The organism is Paenarthrobacter sp. TRD_SC_7, from assembly GCF_056156245.1.
On record NZ_CM149587.1, the window covers coordinates 4,270,120 to 4,288,305 of the forward strand.

The following is an 18,186-nucleotide window of genomic DNA, read 5'->3' on the forward strand; positions in this document are numbered from 1 at the left end:
TGACCACCGGGACGTTGCCACAGAACTTCGGCTGGTGATGGGGTAGAACTTAACCATGAGCGTACGTACACCCGACCCGTATCCAGGCTGGCTTTCAGATGAAGACCTCTTCGAAGCCCGCGGCCGTCTCCCCATGGTCTACGTGGAGGCCGTTCCGGTCAGGCTGGATCCGCTCGGGTACGTGAATGAGGTGGGCACGCTCCTGCAGGGCGATGCCGATGGCAACATGGTCCGCTACCTCGTCTCCGGCCGCGTTCTCTACCGCGAGACCATCCGCGCGGCGCTCCTGCGGCACATGGAAAAGGACCTCGGTCCTCTGGCATTCCCGCAGTTGCCCATCAGCCCGGTCCCCTTCACGGTGGCAGAATACTTCCCGGCCCCGTCCCAGACCGGCTTCACGGATGACCGCCAGCACGCCGTTTCGCTGGCCTACATCATTCCTGTGACCGGCGAATGCGAACCCCGCCAGGACGCCTTGGAACTCACATGGATGACGCCGCAAGAGGTGCTGAGCGAGAACGTCCAGCAGGAATTCGACGGCGGCCGCGGGAACCTCGTCCGGCAGGCTCTGGCTTTCTCGGGCATCGTTCTCTAGCGGGTCCCGGCCCCTGCACCAACTGGTCTTTGTAGACTGGACGGCGGACCCCACGAGAACCAAAGGACTTCCGATGACTCACAGCCCAGCCACACAGCAGTACAGAGAAAAGCAGGCTGGGGACCTGCAGCCCGGAGATTTTGTGTTCCCGCCTGGCGACGGGCCAGCCGAGCAAATCGCCACCATCGAGGTGGAGAATGACGATTACGGCGTGGCCGCGCTGCTGCTGGTGACAATGGTCGACGGCGCCACGGTACGGATCGCCGTTGGGTCCAGTGTTCCTGTGGGCGACGGAGTTCCGGCTGGCTCTGGTGCGGACGCTTCAGCAACCATTGCGACCCCGAACTCAAGCACGCCCGAGCCGAGCACCCCCGACTCAAGCACCCCCGAGCCAAGCACCCCCGTGGAAGCCGCCTCCGAGGCTCCCGCTGGACCCGCCGTCGTCGTGCCTCCGCGCCCCGAAACGCCGCCGACGTACACCGGACCGAGCGCCGAAGAACTCGCCCTCATCCCCGAGCCCGACGGCACACCGGAAGCCGTAGTGCGGGCCGCGGCCGCCAACCACAAGGGCAAGAACGGCGTGCAGGTGCTGGCGGACCGGCTTGCCAAGGGCATCAACACCAAGTCCGGAAGCTGCTTGCGGGACCTCAGCGACCTCGCGTTCGATCTGTGCATCGTCCTGCGCGATCCGGACCATGCTTTGGCGGTCGCGGACCTGTTGAATGTGCTGCCGTTTGACGGCAACCTGGACCGGTGGGCATCGATCGAGCGCGCGTTGGCATTGTCCAGTTTCATCTGCCGCGAAGCCGGGCAGACGGAACGCGCCGCAGTCTACGAGAAGCTGCTGCGCGCTCCCGAGTCCCAGGAAGAGGACCCGTTCAAAGCTCGCATCAATGCCCGGGTCCGGCAGCGTTCACTCAACGAACCCAATCTGTACGACAAGGAAATCTTCCGCGCGATCGACAACGGCAACCACGAGGCCGAGCGTGAATGGCGATTCCTGCGCCTTGAAGCACTGATGTTCCTCCGCGCCCATGGTGGGTCCAAGACCATTGATGAGGAAGAGCTGGCCCGCCGGATCGGCAACGAACTGGAGTCGGTGCGCGCCTAACGCCTTTTCGGGAAATTCAAGGCCTGTTCTGTGGACGCGAACGGCGGTAGATTCGGGGCCATGACGAACAATCTGAGCGTTGTGATTAATGCCGACGCGCAGCAGGTTTGGACAATGCTGCGTGAACCGTCGTTGGTGGCCCAATGGCATGGCTGGGAAGCCGACGATCTCACCGACGAAATCAAACAGATCTACTTCAACACGGACGTTGTGGAAGGGCCCGATCACACCAGCCTGACCGTCAATGGCGGTGATGTCTTTGAGCTCCACCCCGTCTCAGGGGGCACGGAAGTGAGGGTCACCAGGGCCGCGCTGGATCACAATTCCGAATGGGCTGAGTGGGACGAGGACATCACCCAGGGCTGGCTCACGTTCCTGCACCAGCTGCGTTTCGCACTGGAACGGCACCCCCACGGACAGCGGCGAACGCACTTCATCTCCCTCCCGGGCAAAGGCGGTCCTGCCATTGAGAAGCTGGGCCTGGGAGATTTGCCGCCCGTTGGGGAGGAATACTCGCTCACGCTTGCCACCGGCGAGAAGATCTCCGGCAAGGTCTGGTTCAAGAGCCGGCACCAAGTAGGCCTCACCGTCCACAGCTACGCCGAGCACGGAGACGGACTGCTGATCGTCGCGGAGCAGCTGCCGATTCCGGAGAAAAGGCCCGACGGCGGCTCCATGGTGATTGCCTCCACTTACGATTTGGGGGCCCACACGCTGGCGGACATCCGCTCCTCGTGGGACAACTGGAAGGCTGAGAACTACGGTTCGTAGGAGTTTATCGGCAGGTTACTCCCGGTAAAGCTGGCACACTTGGTAGCGTGCCAGCTTCCGTTCCTTCTTCCGCGCCTGTATCCGCTTACGCTCCTGCTTCTGCTCCTGCACTGCCTGAGTTGCCGGGTTTGTCCCACCGGCAATCCGAGTTCTCGTTTTCGGTGGGCAAGCGCCTGACTGAAACGTGTTCGCCGTCGGATGCTCAGGTTGATGCCAACGGCGGCGCTTTCCTGGGCCGCACCGGGACCATCAGCACGCCGCACGGAACCATCCAGACGCCCGCGTTTATCGCCGTCGGAACCAAGGCAACCGTTAAAGCCGTGTTGCCCGAGTCGATCGTCGAGCTCGGTGCGCAGGCTGTGCTGGCCAACGCCTACCACCTGTACCTGCAGCCAGGACCTGAAATCCTCGACGCCGCGGGCGGGCTGGGCTCGTTCATGAACTGGTCCGGGCCGACGTTCACCGACTCCGGCGGATTCCAGGTGATGAGCCTGGGCTCGGGGTTCAAGAAGGTCATCGACATGAAGAACGTGGACAGCTCCGGTCCGGATGACGCCGTGGCTCCGGGCAAAGAACGGCTGGCCCACATTGACGACGACGGTGTCTGGTTCAAGTCGCACCTCAACGGGGACAGGCACCGCTTCTCCCCCGAAATCTCCATGCAGGTCCAGCACCAGATCGGCGCGGACATCATGTTCGCCTTCGACGAGCTCACCACGCTGCAGAACTCGCGGGCGTACCAGGAGGAATCCCTTGAGCGCACCCGGCTGTGGGCTTTGCGGTGCCTGGAGGAGCACGCTTCGTTGACTTCTTCCCGCGTGGGCAAGCCGTATCAGGCGTTGTTCGGCGTGATCCAGGGCGCGCAGTACGAGGATCTTCGCCGCAAAGCCTGCCAGGACTTGGGCGCCATGCCCTTTGATGGGTACGGGATCGGTGGTGCCCTGGAGAAGGAAAATCTGGGCACAATTGTGCGCTGGTGCAACGAGGAACTTCCCGAAGACAAGCCGCGGCACCTGCTCGGCATCTCGGAACCGGACGACATCTTCACGGCCATCGAGAACGGCGCCGACACATTCGACTGCGTCTCCCCCACCCGCGTGGCCCGGAACTCGGCGTTCTACACCCCGTACGGCCGGTTCAACCTGTCCGGGGCTAAGTACAAAACCGATTTCGGGCCGCTGCAGGACGGCTGCGACTGCTACACCTGCGTGAACTATTCACGGGCCTACATCCACCACCTGTTCAAGGCCAAGGAAATGCTCTCTGCAACCCTGATCTCCATTCACAACGAACGCTTCGTGGTGAAGATGGTGGACGATGCGCGCCTGGCGATCGAATCCGGGGACTTCTTCGAGTTCAAGGCGGAGACGCTGGGGCGGTACTACTCGTAGGCGCTGAGATCGCCGGAAGCGTGCGTGAGCGTGCGTGAGCGTGCGGAAACTTCCGGCGAACCCGGCCGGAGCCTACGCTGCGGCTATTCCGTAGCTCGGCTCGCGCTTCTTGATCCAGCCGACCACCAGCACAGTGATCGGGACGAACAGGAACTCCACGGCGGTCTTGTAGACGAAGCCAACCAGGGCGTAGTTCAGGAACGAGCCGAAGTCCGTGATGCCGATGACCGACGCCGCGATGCTGCAGAAGATCAGGGTGTCCACGAATTCCCCCACCACGGACGAGCCCATCAGGCGCGCCCACAGGGACTTCTCGCCGGTGCGGGCCTTCATCTTCACGAGGATCCACGAGTTGATGGTCTGACCTGCCAGGAAGGCAAGGAGTGAACCAAGGACGATCAGCGGCACGGGCCCAAGGGCGCCCTCGATGGCTGCCTGCTTGGCGGTGCTGTAGTCGTCATTGAAACCGGGCAACACGATGATGATCCAGTAGCAGAGGGATGCAAAGACCGAGAGTGCGAACGAGGTGATGATGGCCTTGCGCGCCACTTTGAAGCCGTACACCTCGCTCATCACGTCGCCCAGGATGTAGGCGATGGGGAACAGGAAGAACCCGCCGTCAGTCAGGATTGGCCCGAGTGCGACGCCCTTGGAAGCGCCGATGTTGGACAGGATCAGCACCACGGCCATGATGGCCAGCATGATGCCGAAATACGGGGAGCCGATCGAAGCGAAGCGCGGAGCGGGCTTGCTCAAAGTACTGGAGCCTGAGGGCGAGGGCATGGGTCATCCATTTCGTAGTGGTTCGCGCAGGCTCCTTGGTGAGGGAACCCCGCTGTATTAGCACTGTGGTTGGTGGGGCATCCGGCCCGGCACCGGTTCCATTCTCCCACTTGCCCACGATCTCTCACATCCCAAGCCGTTTCCAGCGACGCCCTCTCTCTCATCTTTTCCCCTCTCCCGCCCTTTTGAACACGTTCAGAAACCATGGCATACTCATTCTTGAACACGTTCAAAACTTCCCCTGAGGAGCACGCATGGCCGCAAAGAGTGAGCAGACCCGCCAGCTGGTGGCCGACGTCGCACTGAAGATGTTCCGTGAGGTTGGCTTCGAGAAGACGACCATGCGCGCCATCGCCCAAGAGGCCGGCGTCTCCGTGGGAAATGCCTACTACTACTTCGCGTCCAAAGACGAGCTCGTCCAGGAGCTCTACGTCCAGGTGCAGGATGAGCACGCCGTGGTCGCGGCACAGGCCCTCGAAGGCGTCCACGATCTCGCAGGGCGCCTGAAAGCAGTGCTGCACACCGGCGTCGATGTCATGTCTCCGTACCACCAGTTCGGGTCCGACTTCATCGCCACGGCGATTCGGCCGACGTCGCCCGTCAACCCGTTCGGCGAGGCGTCCACCGCCGCCCGCGAGGCGTCGCTCGCGATCTTCCGTTCCGCCGTTGAAGGTTCCTCGCCGGCCGTCGCGAAGAAGCTGCGCGGGGATCTGCCCGAGCTGCTGTGGCTGGCGTACATGGGTGTCGCGCTGTTCTGGGTTTACGACCGGTCCGAGGGCCAACGCCGCACACGAAAGCTGATCGACGGTGCTGCTCCGCTGGTGGCACGCGGCCTGTCGCTGGCGAAAATCCCCGGCGTGAGCAAAGTGTTCGACGACGTCCTGGGACTCGTGCGCAGCGTCAAGGAAGATTCATGAGCCCGCGGACGGTGGTGATTGCCGGTGCTACCGGCTTCATTGGCAGCTACTTCCAGCGGCGGTTTGTTGCCGACGGCTGGCAGGTCCGGACAGTTGGGCGGGACCCTTCGGCTGACGCGCAATGGAACGACGACGGCGCCATCACCAAAGTGCTGGACGGTGCCGAACTGCTGGTGAACCTCGCCGGACGCTCCGTGAATTGCCGATACGACCAGCGGCACCGGCGGGAGATTCTGGACTCCCGGGTGTTGACGACGCGAACGTTGGGCGGCGCCATGGCGGCGTGTGCCGAACCGCCAAGAACATGGATCAACTCGAGCACCGGAACAATTTACCGGCACGCCGAGGACCATCCGCAGTCCGAGGACTCAGGCGAATTGGGCAGCGGGTTCTCCGTCGACGTAGCCCGTGCATGGGAGGAAGAGCTGGCGGCTGCCATCGTGCCCGATACTCGCAAGGTGCCGCTTCGCATCTCCATTGTGTTGGGGGCAGGCGGTGTCATGAGTCCTCTTCGGAACCTTGCCCGGCTCGGTTTGGGTGGGCACATGGGACCGGGAACTCAGAAGTTCAGCTGGATCCATGTGGAGGACTTGTACCGGACGGTGGCGTTCGTCCATGAGCAGCTTGGTCTTACCGGACCGGTGAACGCGGCGTCACCCTACCCCGTGGACAACCGCGAGCTGATGTCATTGGTTCGGCAAAGCATGGGTATCCCGTTTGGCATCCCGACGCCTACTTGGCTACTCGAGGCCGGCGCTGTCCTCATCCGGACACAGACCGAGCTCGTGCTGAAGAGCCGGTGGGTGGAGCCCCGGAAGTTGCTCGACTCGGGGTTCGCGTTTGAATACCCCTCGCTGGCCGGTGCGCTCAACCAGATCGCCGACGGCCAACCCAATCGCGCTCTCACATAATCGCCCTTTCAGCCGATCCCTCTGTCACATAACTCGGAGGTAGTCATGAGTCAGGACCCGTGGTCAGTCGGGGATGAGGACGCGCTGGCAGCAAGGAGCCCGTCCAGGGAGTGGCGATACGGGCCCTCTGACCAGGTAGTGCTGGGTTGGAAGGGTCTGGTTGTGGGGATTGTCGTCGCTGACGTAGTGTTCTTCGTCTCCTGGACTATCCCCTCGTGGAGCTCAAACCCAAGCCATGCCAGCTATGCCCTGACCATGATGGCGATGGTCATAGGGCTTATCCCTATCGGCGCAGTCGGAGTAGCAGTGGCATGGCCCTTGGAAAGGGCACTCCGACGCGTACGCAACCAGTGGGTACATGTCGCGGCGTTCTTCGCATCGGGGGCACTCATATGCATCCCGTTTGGGGGATTCTGGAGCCCAACAGCGTGGGCCTATCCCTTGTCGATCGCCTTCGCAGCAGGAATCGGCCGGCTCTCCGTGTGGAGACTGGTGCGAATCAACCACACGGGCGAGCCGATATAGCGGGGAACATCTCTCTCGTAGTCGGCATAGGACTGGCCGAACCTCTCCCGGAGCACGGCTTCTTCCCACAGCGCGCCTAAATGTTCCACCAACATTCCAGCAGGCAGAGTCACAAGAGCCCAGGCAGAACCTCTGGCCACAGCCACCCCAGCGTGAATCAGCCACCATCCCAGATACATCGGGTGGCGGCTCACGGCATAGGGTCCGCTGGTCACGAGGTCCTCGGGGTGGCCCAGCGCAAAGCTACCTGCCGTCTTACGTCGGCGCTCCGAGACTGCCCAAGCGGTGATCCCTGCCCCAACCAGAGCCAAGCCCGCACCGGCCGCTGCACGCCTGACACTCCTCCCAGGGTCGGAAACCGGATGCAGACGATCGAGGACGACATCCAGCACCAAACCAACAACCTGCCCTGGTGGCAGCGGAACACTGGCTGCTTCCCGCCTCAAGACGCGGGCTGTTCGTCGAACTGCACCCATGCCAAGAAGATAACTCCGGCCGTTCAGGAAAGCCACAGCGGAAGCTGCAGCCGAAAATCCAAGGCGGGCGGCCGCCGTCGAGCTCTAACCGACATCACCCAAAACCTAAGGAAGTGTTAGGAAATCCGCTCCCACGTTGGCTGTGCCGTGCATCACCCATAGTTTGGATCATGTCCTCTTCACCCCGGAGGGCCTTTCTTAGTCGACGAAGAGCCATGCGCAAGGACGCCATGAGCACCAGCTTCATGGACAGAACGAACTCATGCAAGACACGGCTGCCGTACGAGGCGCCGTCCAGGAAGGTTCATTGATGAGCACCCAACAAGCTGCACCTCTGAGCGAAGCCGCCCAGACACGTAAAGCCGTGAGCAACATCCTCAAGGGCTCCGCGGGCAACCTCGTGGAGTGGTTCGACCTCTACGTCTATACGGTTTTCGCGGCGTATTTCCAGTCGCACTTCTTCAACTCCTCGGACGACCTTCAGGCTGGCCTTGAGGCCATGGCTGTCTTCTCGACGTCGTTCCTCATGCGTCCCATCGGCAGCTGGTTCTTCGGCCGCTATGCCGACCGGAAGGGACGCAAGGCTGCGCTGACCCTCAGTGTGACGCTGATGTCGGCCGGTTCCTTCGCCATCGCGATCCTGCCCACGCAGGACGTGATCGGCCTCTGGGCACTGATCCTGCTGGTGTTCATCCGCGTTGTGCAGGGCTTCTCTGTCGGCGGCGAATACGGTACCAGCGCAACGTACATGTCCGAGGCAGCAACGGCCAAGCGCCGCGGCTTTTTCTCCAGCTTCCAGTACGTGACACTTATCGGCGGGCAGATGCTGGCCCTCCTGGTGCTCGTGATCCTGCAGAACACCATGAGTAAGGAAGACCTGACCGCATGGGGGTGGAGGATTCCGTTCGCCATCGGTGGCGTGGCCGCGTTGGTTGTTCTCTGGCTCCGGCGTTCAATGGAGGAAACCCTCTCCGCCGACCAGCTCCGCGCCGCCCACGTCAAGGTTGAGGGCGAAGCACAGCCTGGCACCATGAAACTGCTGTTCACCAAGCACTGGAAGCCGCTGCTCATTTGCATCGGCATCACCCTTGGCGGCACCGTGGCGTTCTACACGTACACCAACTTCATCCTGAAGTTCATGAACGATACGTCCGGAATCGCCAAGACCGACACTTCCGTCATCAACTTCTGGGCACTGTTCATCTTCATGCTGCTGCAGCCGGTTTATGGTCTGATCTCGGACAAGGTAGGCCGCAAGCCATTGCTCATCTGGTTCGGCGTGACCGGTGTGCTCTTCACGTGGCCGCTGCTCTCCACGCTTTCCGGCACCAAGGACCCGTTCACGGCGTTCCTGCTGATGCTCGGCGGCCTGCTCATGGTTGGCGGCTACACGTCCATCAACGCACTGGTGAAGGCTGAACTGTTCCCGGCATCCATCCGCGCGCTCGGCGTCGGGCTCGGTTACGCGATTGCCAACTCGCTGTTCGGCGGCACGGTTCCCCTGATCGGTGCTGCGCTGCAGAAGTCCGGCCAGGTGGACATGTTCTTCACCTACGTCACTGCCGCAATCTTCATCTCGCTGCTGGTGTACATCTTCGCGTTGAAGAACAAGAAGGCCACGCACCTGGACGCAGAGCAGGGCAACGCCTTCGCCGCGAAGGGTACGGCCAAGGGCACCGCAAAGGACGACGACGACAAGAAGGACCTCGTCAACGCCTAAGCTGGCCGGCTTGTGAGGCCCGCTCTGCGCCCTTTGGATACTCCGAGGGGCGCAGAGGGGGCCTCACAACGTTAAGCTCTAGTAGCGAACCAGCCCAGCAAGCCAAAGGACCAGATAGTGCACGTGCTCATCGTCGAGGATGACGACGCGATGGCGTCGGCCTTGAGCGCTGCTGTGGCCTCCGCCGGCCACAAGCACACCCGTGTATCCCGCGGCGAGGACGCGCTCCTTGCCCACCGGCAGCACGAGGTGATCCTGCTGGACCTCGGCCTCCCCGACGTGGATGGACTGGATGTCCTGAGGAAGCTCCGCCAGGTCACGCAAATCCCCATCCTGATCCTGACGGCCCGCGATGACGAGCGCAGCGTGGTTCTGGGCCTCCGCTCAGGGGCTGACGACTATCTGGTCAAACCCGTGAAGCTCGTGGAGTTGCTCGCCCGGATCGAGGCCGTCACACGTCGAACCAACAGGGCGGGCAACACCACTCCCCACAACGTCGTCCTTGGGGACTTGGACGTGGACCTCGACCGCCGCCTGGCTTCCATTGGCCAAAGACAACTCGCACTCACAGCAACCGAATTCGACCTCCTGAGCCTCCTCGTCAGGAACGCGGGCTCGGTAGTGACCCGCGAGCAGATCCTGGACGCGCTTTGGGGCGATGCTTTCCTGGCACATTCAAGGTCACTTGACGTACACCTCACAGGCCTCAGGTCAAAGCTTCAACTGCCCGGATTCATCATCAACGTCCGGGGCGTCGGCTACCGCGTAGAGCAGCCGTGAAAGTCCGCGTCCTGGGCATCCTGAGCCTGTTGGTGGTGATCATTGTGGTGACGGTGTCCAGCGTGATCCTGACATCGGCCAGCCGGGAACTCACCCAAGAACTGCAGATCAACCGCGTCGCAGCCCTCAACCGCTTCGCCCAGCTGGCCAGCGATGCTGCGGCAGACAACGACACCACCCAGCTCCAGCGCGAAATGGACCGGTATTCCGAGCTGTACGGTGAAGGAATCCTGATCCGGCTGCAGCAACAAACCATCAGTTCCGGCGACCTCAGCGCGGACCAGCCCGAGGTCCGGGACGCCCTCAACCGTGCAAGCCTCAACCTCAGCGACACAACGCTGAACCCCATCCGCGCCTTCGGTTCCGGCAACGAGATCATCTCCAGATCCTTTGGCACGGCCAGCCAGGTACTCGGCGAGGTGGTTGTTGAAGTGGACCTCGACGCGGCCCGGCAGAAGCTACGGGAGCGGTGGCTCGTCGTCGGACTTGCCGCGTTGGCACTTGGTGCGTTGCTCCTGCTGGCCGCGTGGCACATCACGGGCTGGGTCCTCCGCCCGGTCCACAGACTGAGCAAGGCCGTCCACGAGCTCGAAGCCACGGGCAAAACGAGCCAGCTTCCCGAGGCCGGCCCGCCCGAACTGCGCGAGTTAAGCCGTTCCTTCACCGCCATGGCCGATACGGTGACTGAGAGCATGGAGTCCCAGCGCCGGCTCATTGCGGATACTTCGCACCAGCTACGCAACCCTGTTGGCGCCCTGCGATTGCGGATCGATCTGCTGCAGCTGGCCTTGCATTCGGGACCCGGGAAAGAAGCGGCAGCTGGCGTAGTGGCGGAACTTGAGCGCGTGGAAGAAATGCTCGACGGCGTGCTGAAGCTGGCAACCGCTGAACACCGCGCCTCTGAAGGGTCCACCCGTCTGGAACTGGAATCCGAGCACAAACGCTTGGCCGTCATCGATCCATTCCCGGTCCTGCAGGGAGAAGTGGAAAGGGCGACGCCGGCCGCTCACCTTGCCGGATCAAAGCTGACGTTGGAGGGCCCAGCGTCCGAAAGCCAGATCGTTTGCGACCCCGATGAACTCGCGCACATGGTGGGTGAGCTCCTTGCCAATGCCATTAAGTACGCCCCCGAAGCCCACATAACCGTGACGACCAAACCCACCGAAGGAGGCACCGCCGTCGTCATTTCCGACGACGGACCCGGCCTCCCGGCAGAACAGCTCGCTGCGTCCACCACCAGGTTCTGGCGAGCACCGCAGCACAGCAAGATCCCAGGTAACGGCTTGGGCATGACAATCGTGGAGCGGCTGGCCCATGCGAACGGCGCGCGGCTGGTGCTGGAACCGCACGAGCCACACGGACTGACTGCCAGCATTGAGTTCGCGCGGCCCCAGGACGGTGCGCATGCCTGAGTTCCTTACGATCTCCCGACGAAATGCCCTCAAGGCAGCCGTTTCGCTCGGCCTGGGCGGCGGCCTGCTCGCATCAACAGCAGCCTGCTCACCGGAGGAACGGCCACATGAGCTCACTGTTGCCGGAGGCGAATCCGGTGGCTTCTACTTGGAGTTCGCCATCCTGCTTGCGGACTTGCTGCAGCGGGAGCGTGTCGCCGAACGGGCAGTCGCTCTGACCACTGGCGGGAGCCTTGAGAACATCCGGCGGGTCTTATCCGGCGAGGCGACGTTCGCCGTCGCGCTGGCCGACGCAGCAGCCCAAGCCGCGGCGACAAGCCAACCCGAAGGCCAATTGGTGGCGCTGGGCAAGGTGTACCAGAACTACGTCCACTGCATCGTGCGGGAGGACAGCGGGATCAGAACCTTCGCCGACCTCGCAGGGAAGACTGCGGGCGTGGGCGAAGTGGGCTCGGGGACCACGCTGACGGCCGGGCGGATCATCGCAGCTGCGGGACTTTCAGCAGAAAAGGCGGGGCCGGACCAGGCACTGAAGCAGGTGAACCTCGGGTTGAATCAAGCACTGGCATCCCTGAGGGACGGTTCGATTGACGTCATGATCCAGTCGGGAGGGGTTCCGACGGCTCCCATCGCTGCGGCGGCTCGGGACACCGGCGTCCGCCTCCTGGATCTTTCCGAACTCATTCCGGCGACTCGGTCTGACTCAGGGTTCTTTTACGACCGCGTCCTTGTCCCCGCGAACAGCTATGGGAACGCGCCTGCCGTATGGACCATCGGTGTGGCTAACCTGCTCCTGTGCCGCAGCGACCTCTCCCACCACGTTGTTCGGCAGACCGTGGAACTCCTTGTGGAACAGGCCCAGGACTTGGTACCCGCGTCCAGCACAGGCGTGCAATTCCTTAGCCCGGAAACACTGATCAACACCTCGAGCATCCCGTTGCACCCAGCTGCGACAATGGCCTACCGGGCACTGCACGGCTAAGCCCGAAATCGGTGCACGGCCGGGCAACTGGCAATATGGAACACATGACTTCAGCCGTTGCCCCTGCCATTGCCCTGACCATCGCCGGCTCCGAAGCGACCGGTGGCGCCGGCGCGCAGGCCGACCTCAAGACCTTCCAGGAACTCGGAGTGTTCGGCATCGCGAACCTCACGTGCATCGTTTCCTTCAACCCGGCAGACAACTGGAACCACCGCTTTGTCCCGGTGGACCAGCAGGTCATCGCGGACCAATTGGAAGCTACGACGGCGGCATATGGTGCCGCTTCCGGCGCACCTTCGGTGCTGGACACGGTGAAGATCGGAATGCTCGGAAGCCCGGCAACCATCAGCACCGTGGAGAAGGCGCTGTCAGAAGGTTCCTTCGCTCACGTGGTCCTTGATCCGGTCCTGATCTGCAAGGGACAGGAGCCCGGCCATGCTTTGGACACCGACCAGGCCCTGAAAGCGCAGATTCTGCCGCTGGCTACCTTCGTCACCCCCAACCACTTCGAAGCCGAGTCGCTGTCCGGCCTCACCATTACCGATGAAGAGTCACTCAAGGCTGCCGCCATCCGCATCCATGAGATCAGCGGCGCAGCAGTCCTCGCCAAGGGTGGGGTGCGACTGGAAGGCCCGGACGCCGTCGACGTTTACTACGACGGCGAGACGCTGGAAGTCCTGCGCGCCCCGAAGATTGGCGAAGTAGCCGTGTCCGGTGCGGGCTGCTCGCTTGCTGCCGCGGTGACTGCAGAGCTGGCCAAGGGTGCCAGGCCCCTGGAAGCGGCCCGTACGGCGAAGGCCTTCGTCACGGCCGGTATCAAGAACCGAGTGTCCTCGGGCGCTCCGTTTGATGCCCTGTGGCAGGGCGGGGCTCTTTAGCGCGAGACCTTGCCCATGAGCGAGGCAATCGGGCGCAGGAACAGCGGCCGGGCCAAGAACCACGCAGCTGCTGTGAAAACGATGGAGGCTGCGAAGATGCCGAAGCCCCACCAACTGTTGTCGTCATTCGAGGCGTACATGTGATTGAGGTTTCTTAGGGCACCCGTAGCCAGCACCAGTGTCACATGGACGATCACGAAGGCCACGAAGTAGATCATCACCGGAAAGTGGATCTTCCGGGCCAGTTCGATGGGGTAGAACTTGTTGATCGCAGCCTTCTTGGGCCATGCACCGGACATCCGCAGGCCGGTGATGATGGCCAGCGGCGCGGCGACGAAGACCGTGATGAAGTAAGTCAGGAGCTGGAGGCTGTTGTAGTTGTTCCAGCCGTTTTCAACGGGCCAGTTCAGCGAGGCGTATTGCAGGCCGGCTGAAACAGCGTTCGGGAAGACGTCCCAGTTGGTGGGAACGATCCTCAACCATTGACCAGTCGCGAAGAGCAGCACGATGAAGATGATGCCGTTCAGGACCCAGAGCGCATCCAGTGTCAGGTGGAACCAGAGGTCCAAGCTGATCTTGGTGGGCGGATTCTTGGTCTTGATGAAGCCCTTGTTGTTCCTGGTCCAGTTGGCGGCCGGACGCGTGGTGGTCCGCACATGCCAGCCCGACCGGATGATCAGGACGATGAAGAACATGTTGAGGAAGTGCTGCCAGCCAAGCCAAGCGGGAAAGCCAGTAGGTGTGCCTTCAGGAATGGCCGAGTGCCCGGGGTAGTCCACCAGGAACTGTTGGACCGGCTGAAGAGTCCGGAGCCATTGCGCGACCAGCACCAGGATCAGTGCCACCACCAAGGCTCCAGCGGTGACGACGACGGGTTTGAACCACCTGTTCGACGTGATCCCGGACGACTTGCTTGAAACGGACATCAGGCCGCGTTCCTCTCTGGCTTGTTTGGCTGCGACCAGTTGGCGCTATAAAGCGATTCAACCAGTTGCAGCCCGACGGTGAAAACGGCACCCGGGTTTCGGGGCGTCCGACGTCAAAAATCGCAGCATTCGGATACACGCTGCAACATACATTTCTAGAACAGACTTCCAGAATTATTTCCTGTCCTTCATGGGCCAGTCAAGGCTTGTTGTTGGCCATGTGGATTCTTTCAGAGGTAGGATTCCAAAAAATGGCCGGTCGACACTCCGGTGTTTGTTCTGTCTGCGATAGGAGTGAAGGCGTGGTTCGGAAAACATCCGATGCAGCCACAACCGCAGGCTCCTGGCAATGGACCCGCACCGCCGCCACCCAACGCAAGTTATTGGACGCGGCCGCCGGCGTGTTCGTGGAACATGGCTTTACCGATGCGAGCATCTCGGACATCGTGGCACGGGCCGGATCCAGCGTAGGCAGCCTCTATCACCACTTCGGTGGGAAGACTGAACTCTTCCTCGCCCTGTGGGACGACTACCAAAACGAACACGAGCGCCTCGTGACTGGGTCCGTGGCCAAGGCGCGCAAGGCCGGCCAGAACGATCCCCTGGCCCTGTTCAACGAGGGGAGTCGCAGCTACTTCGACTACACCTGGAAGCACCGCGATCTGGAGCGGGTGTTCATCGAGGGCGACACTCCCCCGGGATTCGAGGTGCTCCGGCGGGAACGTGGTCGTGAGTGGGTGCGGCAGAATTCCGTGCTCCTCGGCACCAGCGAGGATACCCTGGGGCGGCTCACAGTTGCGGTGATTACGGACATCATCACCGTCGCCGGGCAGGAAGTGGCCCTCAGTCCCACTAAGCGCGATGCCGACGAGGTTGTCGAAGCAGCCGCGGTGCTGGTGCAGCGCCTGGCCCGCTAGCTTCGCGGGTCCGCTACCCATCCCATGAACAGGGGCATTCCGGTCTCGACGTGAACGATCTGGTAGTGGAAGGGGTGGTCGAGGACGATCTCCCGCTCCGGAACCACGGCGCTGGAGGCTTCCGCATTGATCTGGGTCACCGCGGAGGCAATGGTCCCCTTTTCAGCAACGGTGATGTTGGCTGCCTGGGCAGCCTGCGTCAGTTTCATGCCCTGCTGGATCGCGTCGAAATCTTTGGAAGTCGCCAGGGTCTCCCTCAACCCCAGGGTTTCGAACACTTTCCGCAGTTCGAACGTGGTTTTGTGGTCCCACTTGGGCAGGCTGATGTGGACCATCTCCTGCTTTGCCCCGGAAAGCTGGTCCGCCACATCACCAAGCACCTCAGCCGAAACCGCAGCCGGACCATCCGAACCCGACGCACCGCCGTCGGGCAGTACCAGCCGCATGACAAAACCCTCGGTGTAAGGCAGGTCCACAGCCTTCCATCCGGGAGCTTCGGCGTAGGCCATGGTGAGCGAAGAGTGCATGGTGGGCACGTTGATCACTTCGCCGCCGGACTTGGTGAAGGGGCCGTCCGACGTGTCGTTTGCGTCGAAGGGCGTTGGCCAGGCGGCGGCGAAGTAGAGGGCGTTGAGCAGGCTGAAGGTGTTGTCCGGACTGTATTTTGCGGGGGCTTCCTTGATCCGGCCGCCGGTATTCTTGCTGACCCACTGGTCGATGGCCGGTTTAGTCGCAGCCTCGTCAGCGAAGTTCACCGGGTAGACGCCCGTGCCGAAATGCTTGGCGAGCGTGCTCAGATAGCCCTCGCCCGTGGGTACGCCTTTATCCACGAACAGCCCGTTGGCGGCGTGCATGACCGGCTTACGCGGCGGGTTCTCTTCGTCGACTGAGCCGGGATCGCCGTCGAATTTTTCAAGGGAGGCGAGTAGCGCATTCATCGCTTCGTCGCGCCCTTCGGCGGGAAATCCCAGGACGGTATCCATCTCCGCAGCCGTGTCACCGGATGCCCCGGCCCGAAGCATGCTCAACGCAATCAGCAGGCTGGCCGGCGACGACACAACGTTGCCGTTTTCCCCGTCGCCTCCGTCTGACAGCAGCGTGGCGCCGAGCTTGTGCGCCGACGCATTGAACGCCTCAAGCTGCGCCGAGTAGTCCGTTGTATGGACCGAAACGCGCGTCACGCCGTCGGCGGTTAAGAGACCGACGTCGGCTGGTTGCGGCGCGCAGGCGCTGATGGTCGCGGAGCCGCTCACCAGCGCGGCTGCCGCGATCAGCGTTGTCACTTTGCGGATTCGGTTCATGACGCATCCCCCTACTTGGCGTTGTCCTCACATGGTGCTCCGTTTGAGGAGGGAATTCACGCGAAGTGAGAGAGGGATCGCCAAATGTTGCCGGAACGTGAGCGAGCGTCAGGCTCAAGTCCGAGGGATGTGATAGAGCGTCAGCGTTCGGAGTGCGCCGCCAGGAATGAGTACACCTCAGTCTCATCCACGCCGGGGAACGCGCCCGGAGGCATGGCGGCCAGCAAGTGCGAGTGTGCGCGGGCAGACGGCCAGGCGTTTCCGGCCCACTCGTTCGCCAGAGACTCCGGCGGACGTTTGCAGCAATTCGGGTCCGGGCAGTTGGAAGTGGCACGTGCCGTGGTCTCCCGGCCACGGAACCACTTCACATGCTGGTACGGCACGCCAATGCTGAGCGAGAACTCCCCGTTGGCCGAGCGCTCAGTGCGGGCCGTGCACCAGTAAGTGCCCGATGGCGTGTCCGTGTACTGGCTGTACGCGCTGAACTTGTCCGGCACGTCGAACACCGCGCGCGAAGTCCACGCCTTGCACGACGGCTGCCCCTCGATCGCGCCGGTGTGGTCCTGCGGGAAGGTCACGCCGTCGTTTTCGTACGCCTTATAGATGATGCCGGACTGGTGGGTCTTCTGGAAGTGCGTCGTGATACCCAGGTGCTTGGTGGCCAGGTTGGTGAAGCGGTGCGCGGCGGTTTCATAGGACACGGCGAAAGCATCCCGAATATCCTCCACGGCGATTTCCTTGGCGGCCTTGGCGTTCTGGAGGAATTCAACTGTGGCTTGCTCCGGCAGCAGCAGCGCGGCCGCGAAGTAGTTGGTGGCTACGCGTTGGGCCAGGAAATCTCCGTAATTGCGCGGAGTTTCATGCCCCAGGACGTAGTGACCCAAGGCTTGAAGGAGCACCGAGCGGGGGTCGTGATCCTGGCGCTGGTTCTGCGTCAGATAAATTCTGCGGTTCTTCAAATCGGTCACAGACCGCGTGGAATGCGGCAGATCGCCCACGTGGTGCAAGGTGAAACCGAGGTTCTCGGCGATGTCCGCAATGACGTGCTGGCTCAGCGGACCGGTGGTGTAACCCACCCCCTTGAGGACCTTCTGCGCCTCCGCCTCATACTCGGGGAAATAGTTACCCCGCTCGCGCATCATGGCACGCAACTCGCCGTTCGCGCGGCGGGCTTCTTCCGGTGTCGCCACCTGCTCATTAAGTTTGCGTTCGAGCTCCTGGAGCAGCCCCACCTGCGACTCCAGCACATCCAGCGGAAGCCGCGAGCTGATGCGGATTTTAGGCAGGTTCAGCGACTCGTAGAGCGGTCCGCGCTGGTACCGTTCGAGCTCAATTTCCAGGGCCGCTCGACGACTTGGCGGCTCGGCTCCGAGCAGCTGATCTATGGTCACGTTCAGTGACGCAGCGAGCTGCTGCAGCAGCCCCAACTTGGGCTCGCGCTTGCCGTTTTCGATCAGGCTCAACTGGCTCGGTGCGGTCCCGACTGCGGCACTCAAGTCGTCAAGGGTCAGCCCGGCCTGCTTGCGCAGATGGCGCACGCGGCGGCCAAGGCTGATGACGTCCAGTTCAGGGGACGCAGCGGACAACGACGGCGACGCGACTTCGCGATTCCAGCTCACAGGCGACATTTCTTGAGAATACGCGAAGAAGTGCATTTCTTTCCATAGTTTTCCTCTAGTAACCCTCTTGGAAGTGCAGAAAAGTAGGTCTTACGAAAAAGAAATACAGACCCCGGGCAAGCCGGCCGATGCAGCAAAGGCGCAGCGGAGGCCGGCCCGGGCACCACATAG

Annotated in this window: 18 protein-coding genes; 13 read left to right on the forward strand and 5 right to left on the reverse strand. The window is 62.4% G+C overall.

Annotation, left to right across the window (positions count from 1 at the left end):
* Positions 1-55 precede the first annotated feature (55 nt).
* The 4 genes from AC0J5Z_RS20235 to tgt all read left to right on the forward strand — a co-directional run bounded on the left by AC0J5Z_RS20235 (position 56) and on the right by tgt (position 3,868).
* A complete protein-coding gene (locus tag AC0J5Z_RS20235; protein ID WP_091465301.1) occupies positions 56-595 on the forward strand; it encodes an NUDIX hydrolase family protein in 540 nt (179 codons plus the stop codon).
* Positions 596-668: 73 nt separating this feature from the next.
* Positions 669-1,706: a DUF6707 family protein gene (locus tag AC0J5Z_RS20240; RefSeq protein WP_475035929.1), complete on the forward strand. Its 1,038-nt coding sequence runs from the start codon at positions 669-671 to the stop codon at positions 1,704-1,706.
* A gap of 60 nt (positions 1,707-1,766) precedes the next feature.
* Entirely contained in the window at positions 1,767-2,477 is a 711-nt protein-coding gene (locus AC0J5Z_RS20245; RefSeq protein WP_475035931.1) for an SRPBCC family protein, read from the forward strand.
* Between the two features lie 119 nt (positions 2,478-2,596).
* Positions 2,597-3,868: a tRNA guanosine(34) transglycosylase Tgt gene (gene tgt / locus AC0J5Z_RS20250; protein WP_475039817.1), complete on the forward strand. Its 1,272-nt coding sequence runs from the start codon at positions 2,597-2,599 to the stop codon at positions 3,866-3,868.
* Between the two features lie 72 nt (positions 3,869-3,940).
* Here the strand turns inward: tgt and AC0J5Z_RS20255 are convergent, their stop codons facing one another.
* On the reverse strand, positions 3,941-4,651 hold the full coding sequence (locus AC0J5Z_RS20255; RefSeq protein ID WP_475035933.1) for a queuosine precursor transporter: 711 nt from the start codon (positions 4,649-4,651) through the stop codon (positions 3,941-3,943).
* A gap of 254 nt (positions 4,652-4,905) precedes the next feature.
* Between AC0J5Z_RS20255 and AC0J5Z_RS20260 the strand changes: the two genes are divergently transcribed.
* The 3 genes from AC0J5Z_RS20260 to AC0J5Z_RS20270 are packed head-to-tail and all read left to right on the forward strand — an operon-like array spanning position 4,906 to position 7,004.
* A complete protein-coding gene (locus tag AC0J5Z_RS20260) occupies positions 4,906-5,568 on the forward strand; it encodes a TetR/AcrR family transcriptional regulator (protein ID WP_475035935.1) in 663 nt (220 codons plus the stop codon).
* Positions 5,565-6,479: a TIGR01777 family oxidoreductase gene (locus tag AC0J5Z_RS20265; protein WP_475035938.1), complete on the forward strand. Its 915-nt coding sequence runs from the start codon at positions 5,565-5,567 to the stop codon at positions 6,477-6,479. Before AC0J5Z_RS20260 ends, AC0J5Z_RS20265 begins: the two co-directional genes overlap by 4 nt.
* 45 nt (positions 6,480-6,524) lie before the next feature.
* Entirely contained in the window at positions 6,525-7,004 is a 480-nt protein-coding gene (locus tag AC0J5Z_RS20270; RefSeq protein ID WP_475039851.1) for a hypothetical protein, read from the forward strand.
* Here the strand turns inward: AC0J5Z_RS20270 and AC0J5Z_RS20275 are convergent.
* The gene (locus AC0J5Z_RS20275) at positions 6,914-7,480 is read right to left on the reverse strand and encodes a methyltransferase family protein (protein WP_475035942.1); all 567 of its coding nucleotides are present in this window, start codon (positions 7,478-7,480) and stop codon (positions 6,914-6,916) included. The two genes, AC0J5Z_RS20270 and AC0J5Z_RS20275, sit on opposite strands and share 91 nt — an antisense overlap.
* A 310-nt stretch (positions 7,481-7,790) precedes the next feature.
* Between AC0J5Z_RS20275 and AC0J5Z_RS20280 the strand changes: the two genes are divergently transcribed.
* The 5 genes from AC0J5Z_RS20280 (at position 7,791) to AC0J5Z_RS20300 (ending at position 13,252) form a co-directional block, all read left to right on the forward strand.
* Positions 7,791-9,200 (forward strand): MFS transporter, encoded by a 1,410-nt coding sequence (locus AC0J5Z_RS20280; protein WP_475035944.1) that lies wholly within the window; start codon positions 7,791-7,793, stop codon positions 9,198-9,200.
* A 117-nt stretch (positions 9,201-9,317) separates the two neighbouring features.
* Positions 9,318-9,980, forward strand: a complete 663-nt coding sequence (locus tag AC0J5Z_RS20285; RefSeq protein ID WP_475035946.1) for a response regulator transcription factor — start codon at positions 9,318-9,320, stop codon at positions 9,978-9,980.
* A complete protein-coding gene (locus AC0J5Z_RS20290; protein WP_475035948.1) occupies positions 9,977-11,392 on the forward strand; it encodes a sensor histidine kinase in 1,416 nt (471 codons plus the stop codon). Before AC0J5Z_RS20285 ends, AC0J5Z_RS20290 begins: the two co-directional genes overlap by 4 nt.
* Positions 11,385-12,374, forward strand: a complete 990-nt coding sequence (locus tag AC0J5Z_RS20295; RefSeq protein ID WP_475035950.1) for a TAXI family TRAP transporter solute-binding subunit — start codon at positions 11,385-11,387, stop codon at positions 12,372-12,374. The genes AC0J5Z_RS20290 and AC0J5Z_RS20295 overlap by 8 nt, the downstream gene beginning before the upstream one ends.
* 44 nt (positions 12,375-12,418) lie before the next feature.
* Positions 12,419-13,252, forward strand: a complete 834-nt coding sequence (locus AC0J5Z_RS20300; RefSeq protein ID WP_475035952.1) for a hydroxymethylpyrimidine/phosphomethylpyrimidine kinase — start codon at positions 12,419-12,421, stop codon at positions 13,250-13,252.
* Here the strand turns inward: AC0J5Z_RS20300 and AC0J5Z_RS20305 are convergent.
* Positions 13,249-14,178 carry a cytochrome b/b6 domain-containing protein gene (locus AC0J5Z_RS20305; protein WP_475035954.1) on the reverse strand — a complete coding sequence of 310 codons (930 nt, stop codon included), beginning with the start codon at positions 14,176-14,178 and terminating at the stop codon, positions 13,249-13,251. The genes AC0J5Z_RS20300 and AC0J5Z_RS20305 overlap by 4 nt on opposite strands.
* Positions 14,179-14,480: 302 nt before the next feature.
* Here AC0J5Z_RS20305 and AC0J5Z_RS20310 point away from each other — a divergent pair, with 302 nt between their 5' ends.
* Positions 14,481-15,095, forward strand: coding sequence for a TetR/AcrR family transcriptional regulator (locus tag AC0J5Z_RS20310; protein ID WP_475035956.1), 615 nt, complete (start codon positions 14,481-14,483; stop codon positions 15,093-15,095).
* Here the strand turns inward: AC0J5Z_RS20310 and AC0J5Z_RS20315 are convergent.
* Both AC0J5Z_RS20315 and AC0J5Z_RS20320 read right to left on the reverse strand, forming a co-directional pair.
* Positions 15,092-16,396 carry a serpin family protein gene (locus AC0J5Z_RS20315; RefSeq protein WP_475035958.1) on the reverse strand — a complete coding sequence of 435 codons (1,305 nt, stop codon included), beginning with the start codon at positions 16,394-16,396 and terminating at the stop codon, positions 15,092-15,094. The two genes, AC0J5Z_RS20310 and AC0J5Z_RS20315, sit on opposite strands and share 4 nt — an antisense overlap.
* A 140-nt stretch (positions 16,397-16,536) precedes the next feature.
* The gene (locus tag AC0J5Z_RS20320; RefSeq protein ID WP_475035960.1) at positions 16,537-18,051 is read right to left on the reverse strand and encodes a helix-turn-helix domain-containing protein; all 1,515 of its coding nucleotides are present in this window, start codon (positions 18,049-18,051) and stop codon (positions 16,537-16,539) included.
* Positions 18,052-18,186 lie beyond the last annotated feature (135 nt).

Excerpts from the sequence above, each read along its gene's own strand:
- AC0J5Z_RS20320 (WP_475035960.1), bottom strand. The coding sequence starts at position 18,051 with ATGCACTTCTTCGCGTATTCTCAAGAAATGTCGCCTGTGAGCTGGAAT.
- AC0J5Z_RS20260 (WP_475035935.1), top strand. The coding sequence starts at position 4,906 with ATGGCCGCAAAGAGTGAGCAGACCCGCCAGCTGGTGGCCGACGTCGCA.
- AC0J5Z_RS20240 (WP_475035929.1), top strand. The coding sequence starts at position 669 with ATGACTCACAGCCCAGCCACACAGCAGTACAGAGAAAAGCAGGCTGGG.
- AC0J5Z_RS20275 (WP_475035942.1), bottom strand. The coding sequence starts at position 7,480 with ATGGGTGCAGTTCGACGAACAGCCCGCGTCTTGAGGCGGGAAGCAGCC.
- AC0J5Z_RS20300 (WP_475035952.1), top strand. The coding sequence starts at position 12,419 with ATGACTTCAGCCGTTGCCCCTGCCATTGCCCTGACCATCGCCGGCTCC.
- AC0J5Z_RS20245 (WP_475035931.1), top strand. The coding sequence starts at position 1,767 with ATGACGAACAATCTGAGCGTTGTGATTAATGCCGACGCGCAGCAGGTT.
- AC0J5Z_RS20295 (WP_475035950.1), top strand. The coding sequence starts at position 11,385 with ATGCCTGAGTTCCTTACGATCTCCCGACGAAATGCCCTCAAGGCAGCC.
- AC0J5Z_RS20305 (WP_475035954.1), bottom strand. The coding sequence starts at position 14,178 with ATGTCCGTTTCAAGCAAGTCGTCCGGGATCACGTCGAACAGGTGGTTC.
- AC0J5Z_RS20270 (WP_475039851.1), top strand. The coding sequence starts at position 6,525 with ATGAGTCAGGACCCGTGGTCAGTCGGGGATGAGGACGCGCTGGCAGCA.
- AC0J5Z_RS20265 (WP_475035938.1), top strand. The coding sequence starts at position 5,565 with ATGAGCCCGCGGACGGTGGTGATTGCCGGTGCTACCGGCTTCATTGGC.
- AC0J5Z_RS20255 (WP_475035933.1), bottom strand. The coding sequence starts at position 4,651 with ATGCCCTCGCCCTCAGGCTCCAGTACTTTGAGCAAGCCCGCTCCGCGC.
- AC0J5Z_RS20235 (WP_091465301.1), top strand. The coding sequence starts at position 56 with ATGAGCGTACGTACACCCGACCCGTATCCAGGCTGGCTTTCAGATGAA.
- AC0J5Z_RS20280 (WP_475035944.1), top strand. The coding sequence starts at position 7,791 with ATGAGCACCCAACAAGCTGCACCTCTGAGCGAAGCCGCCCAGACACGT.
- AC0J5Z_RS20315 (WP_475035958.1), bottom strand. The coding sequence starts at position 16,396 with ATGAACCGAATCCGCAAAGTGACAACGCTGATCGCGGCAGCCGCGCTG.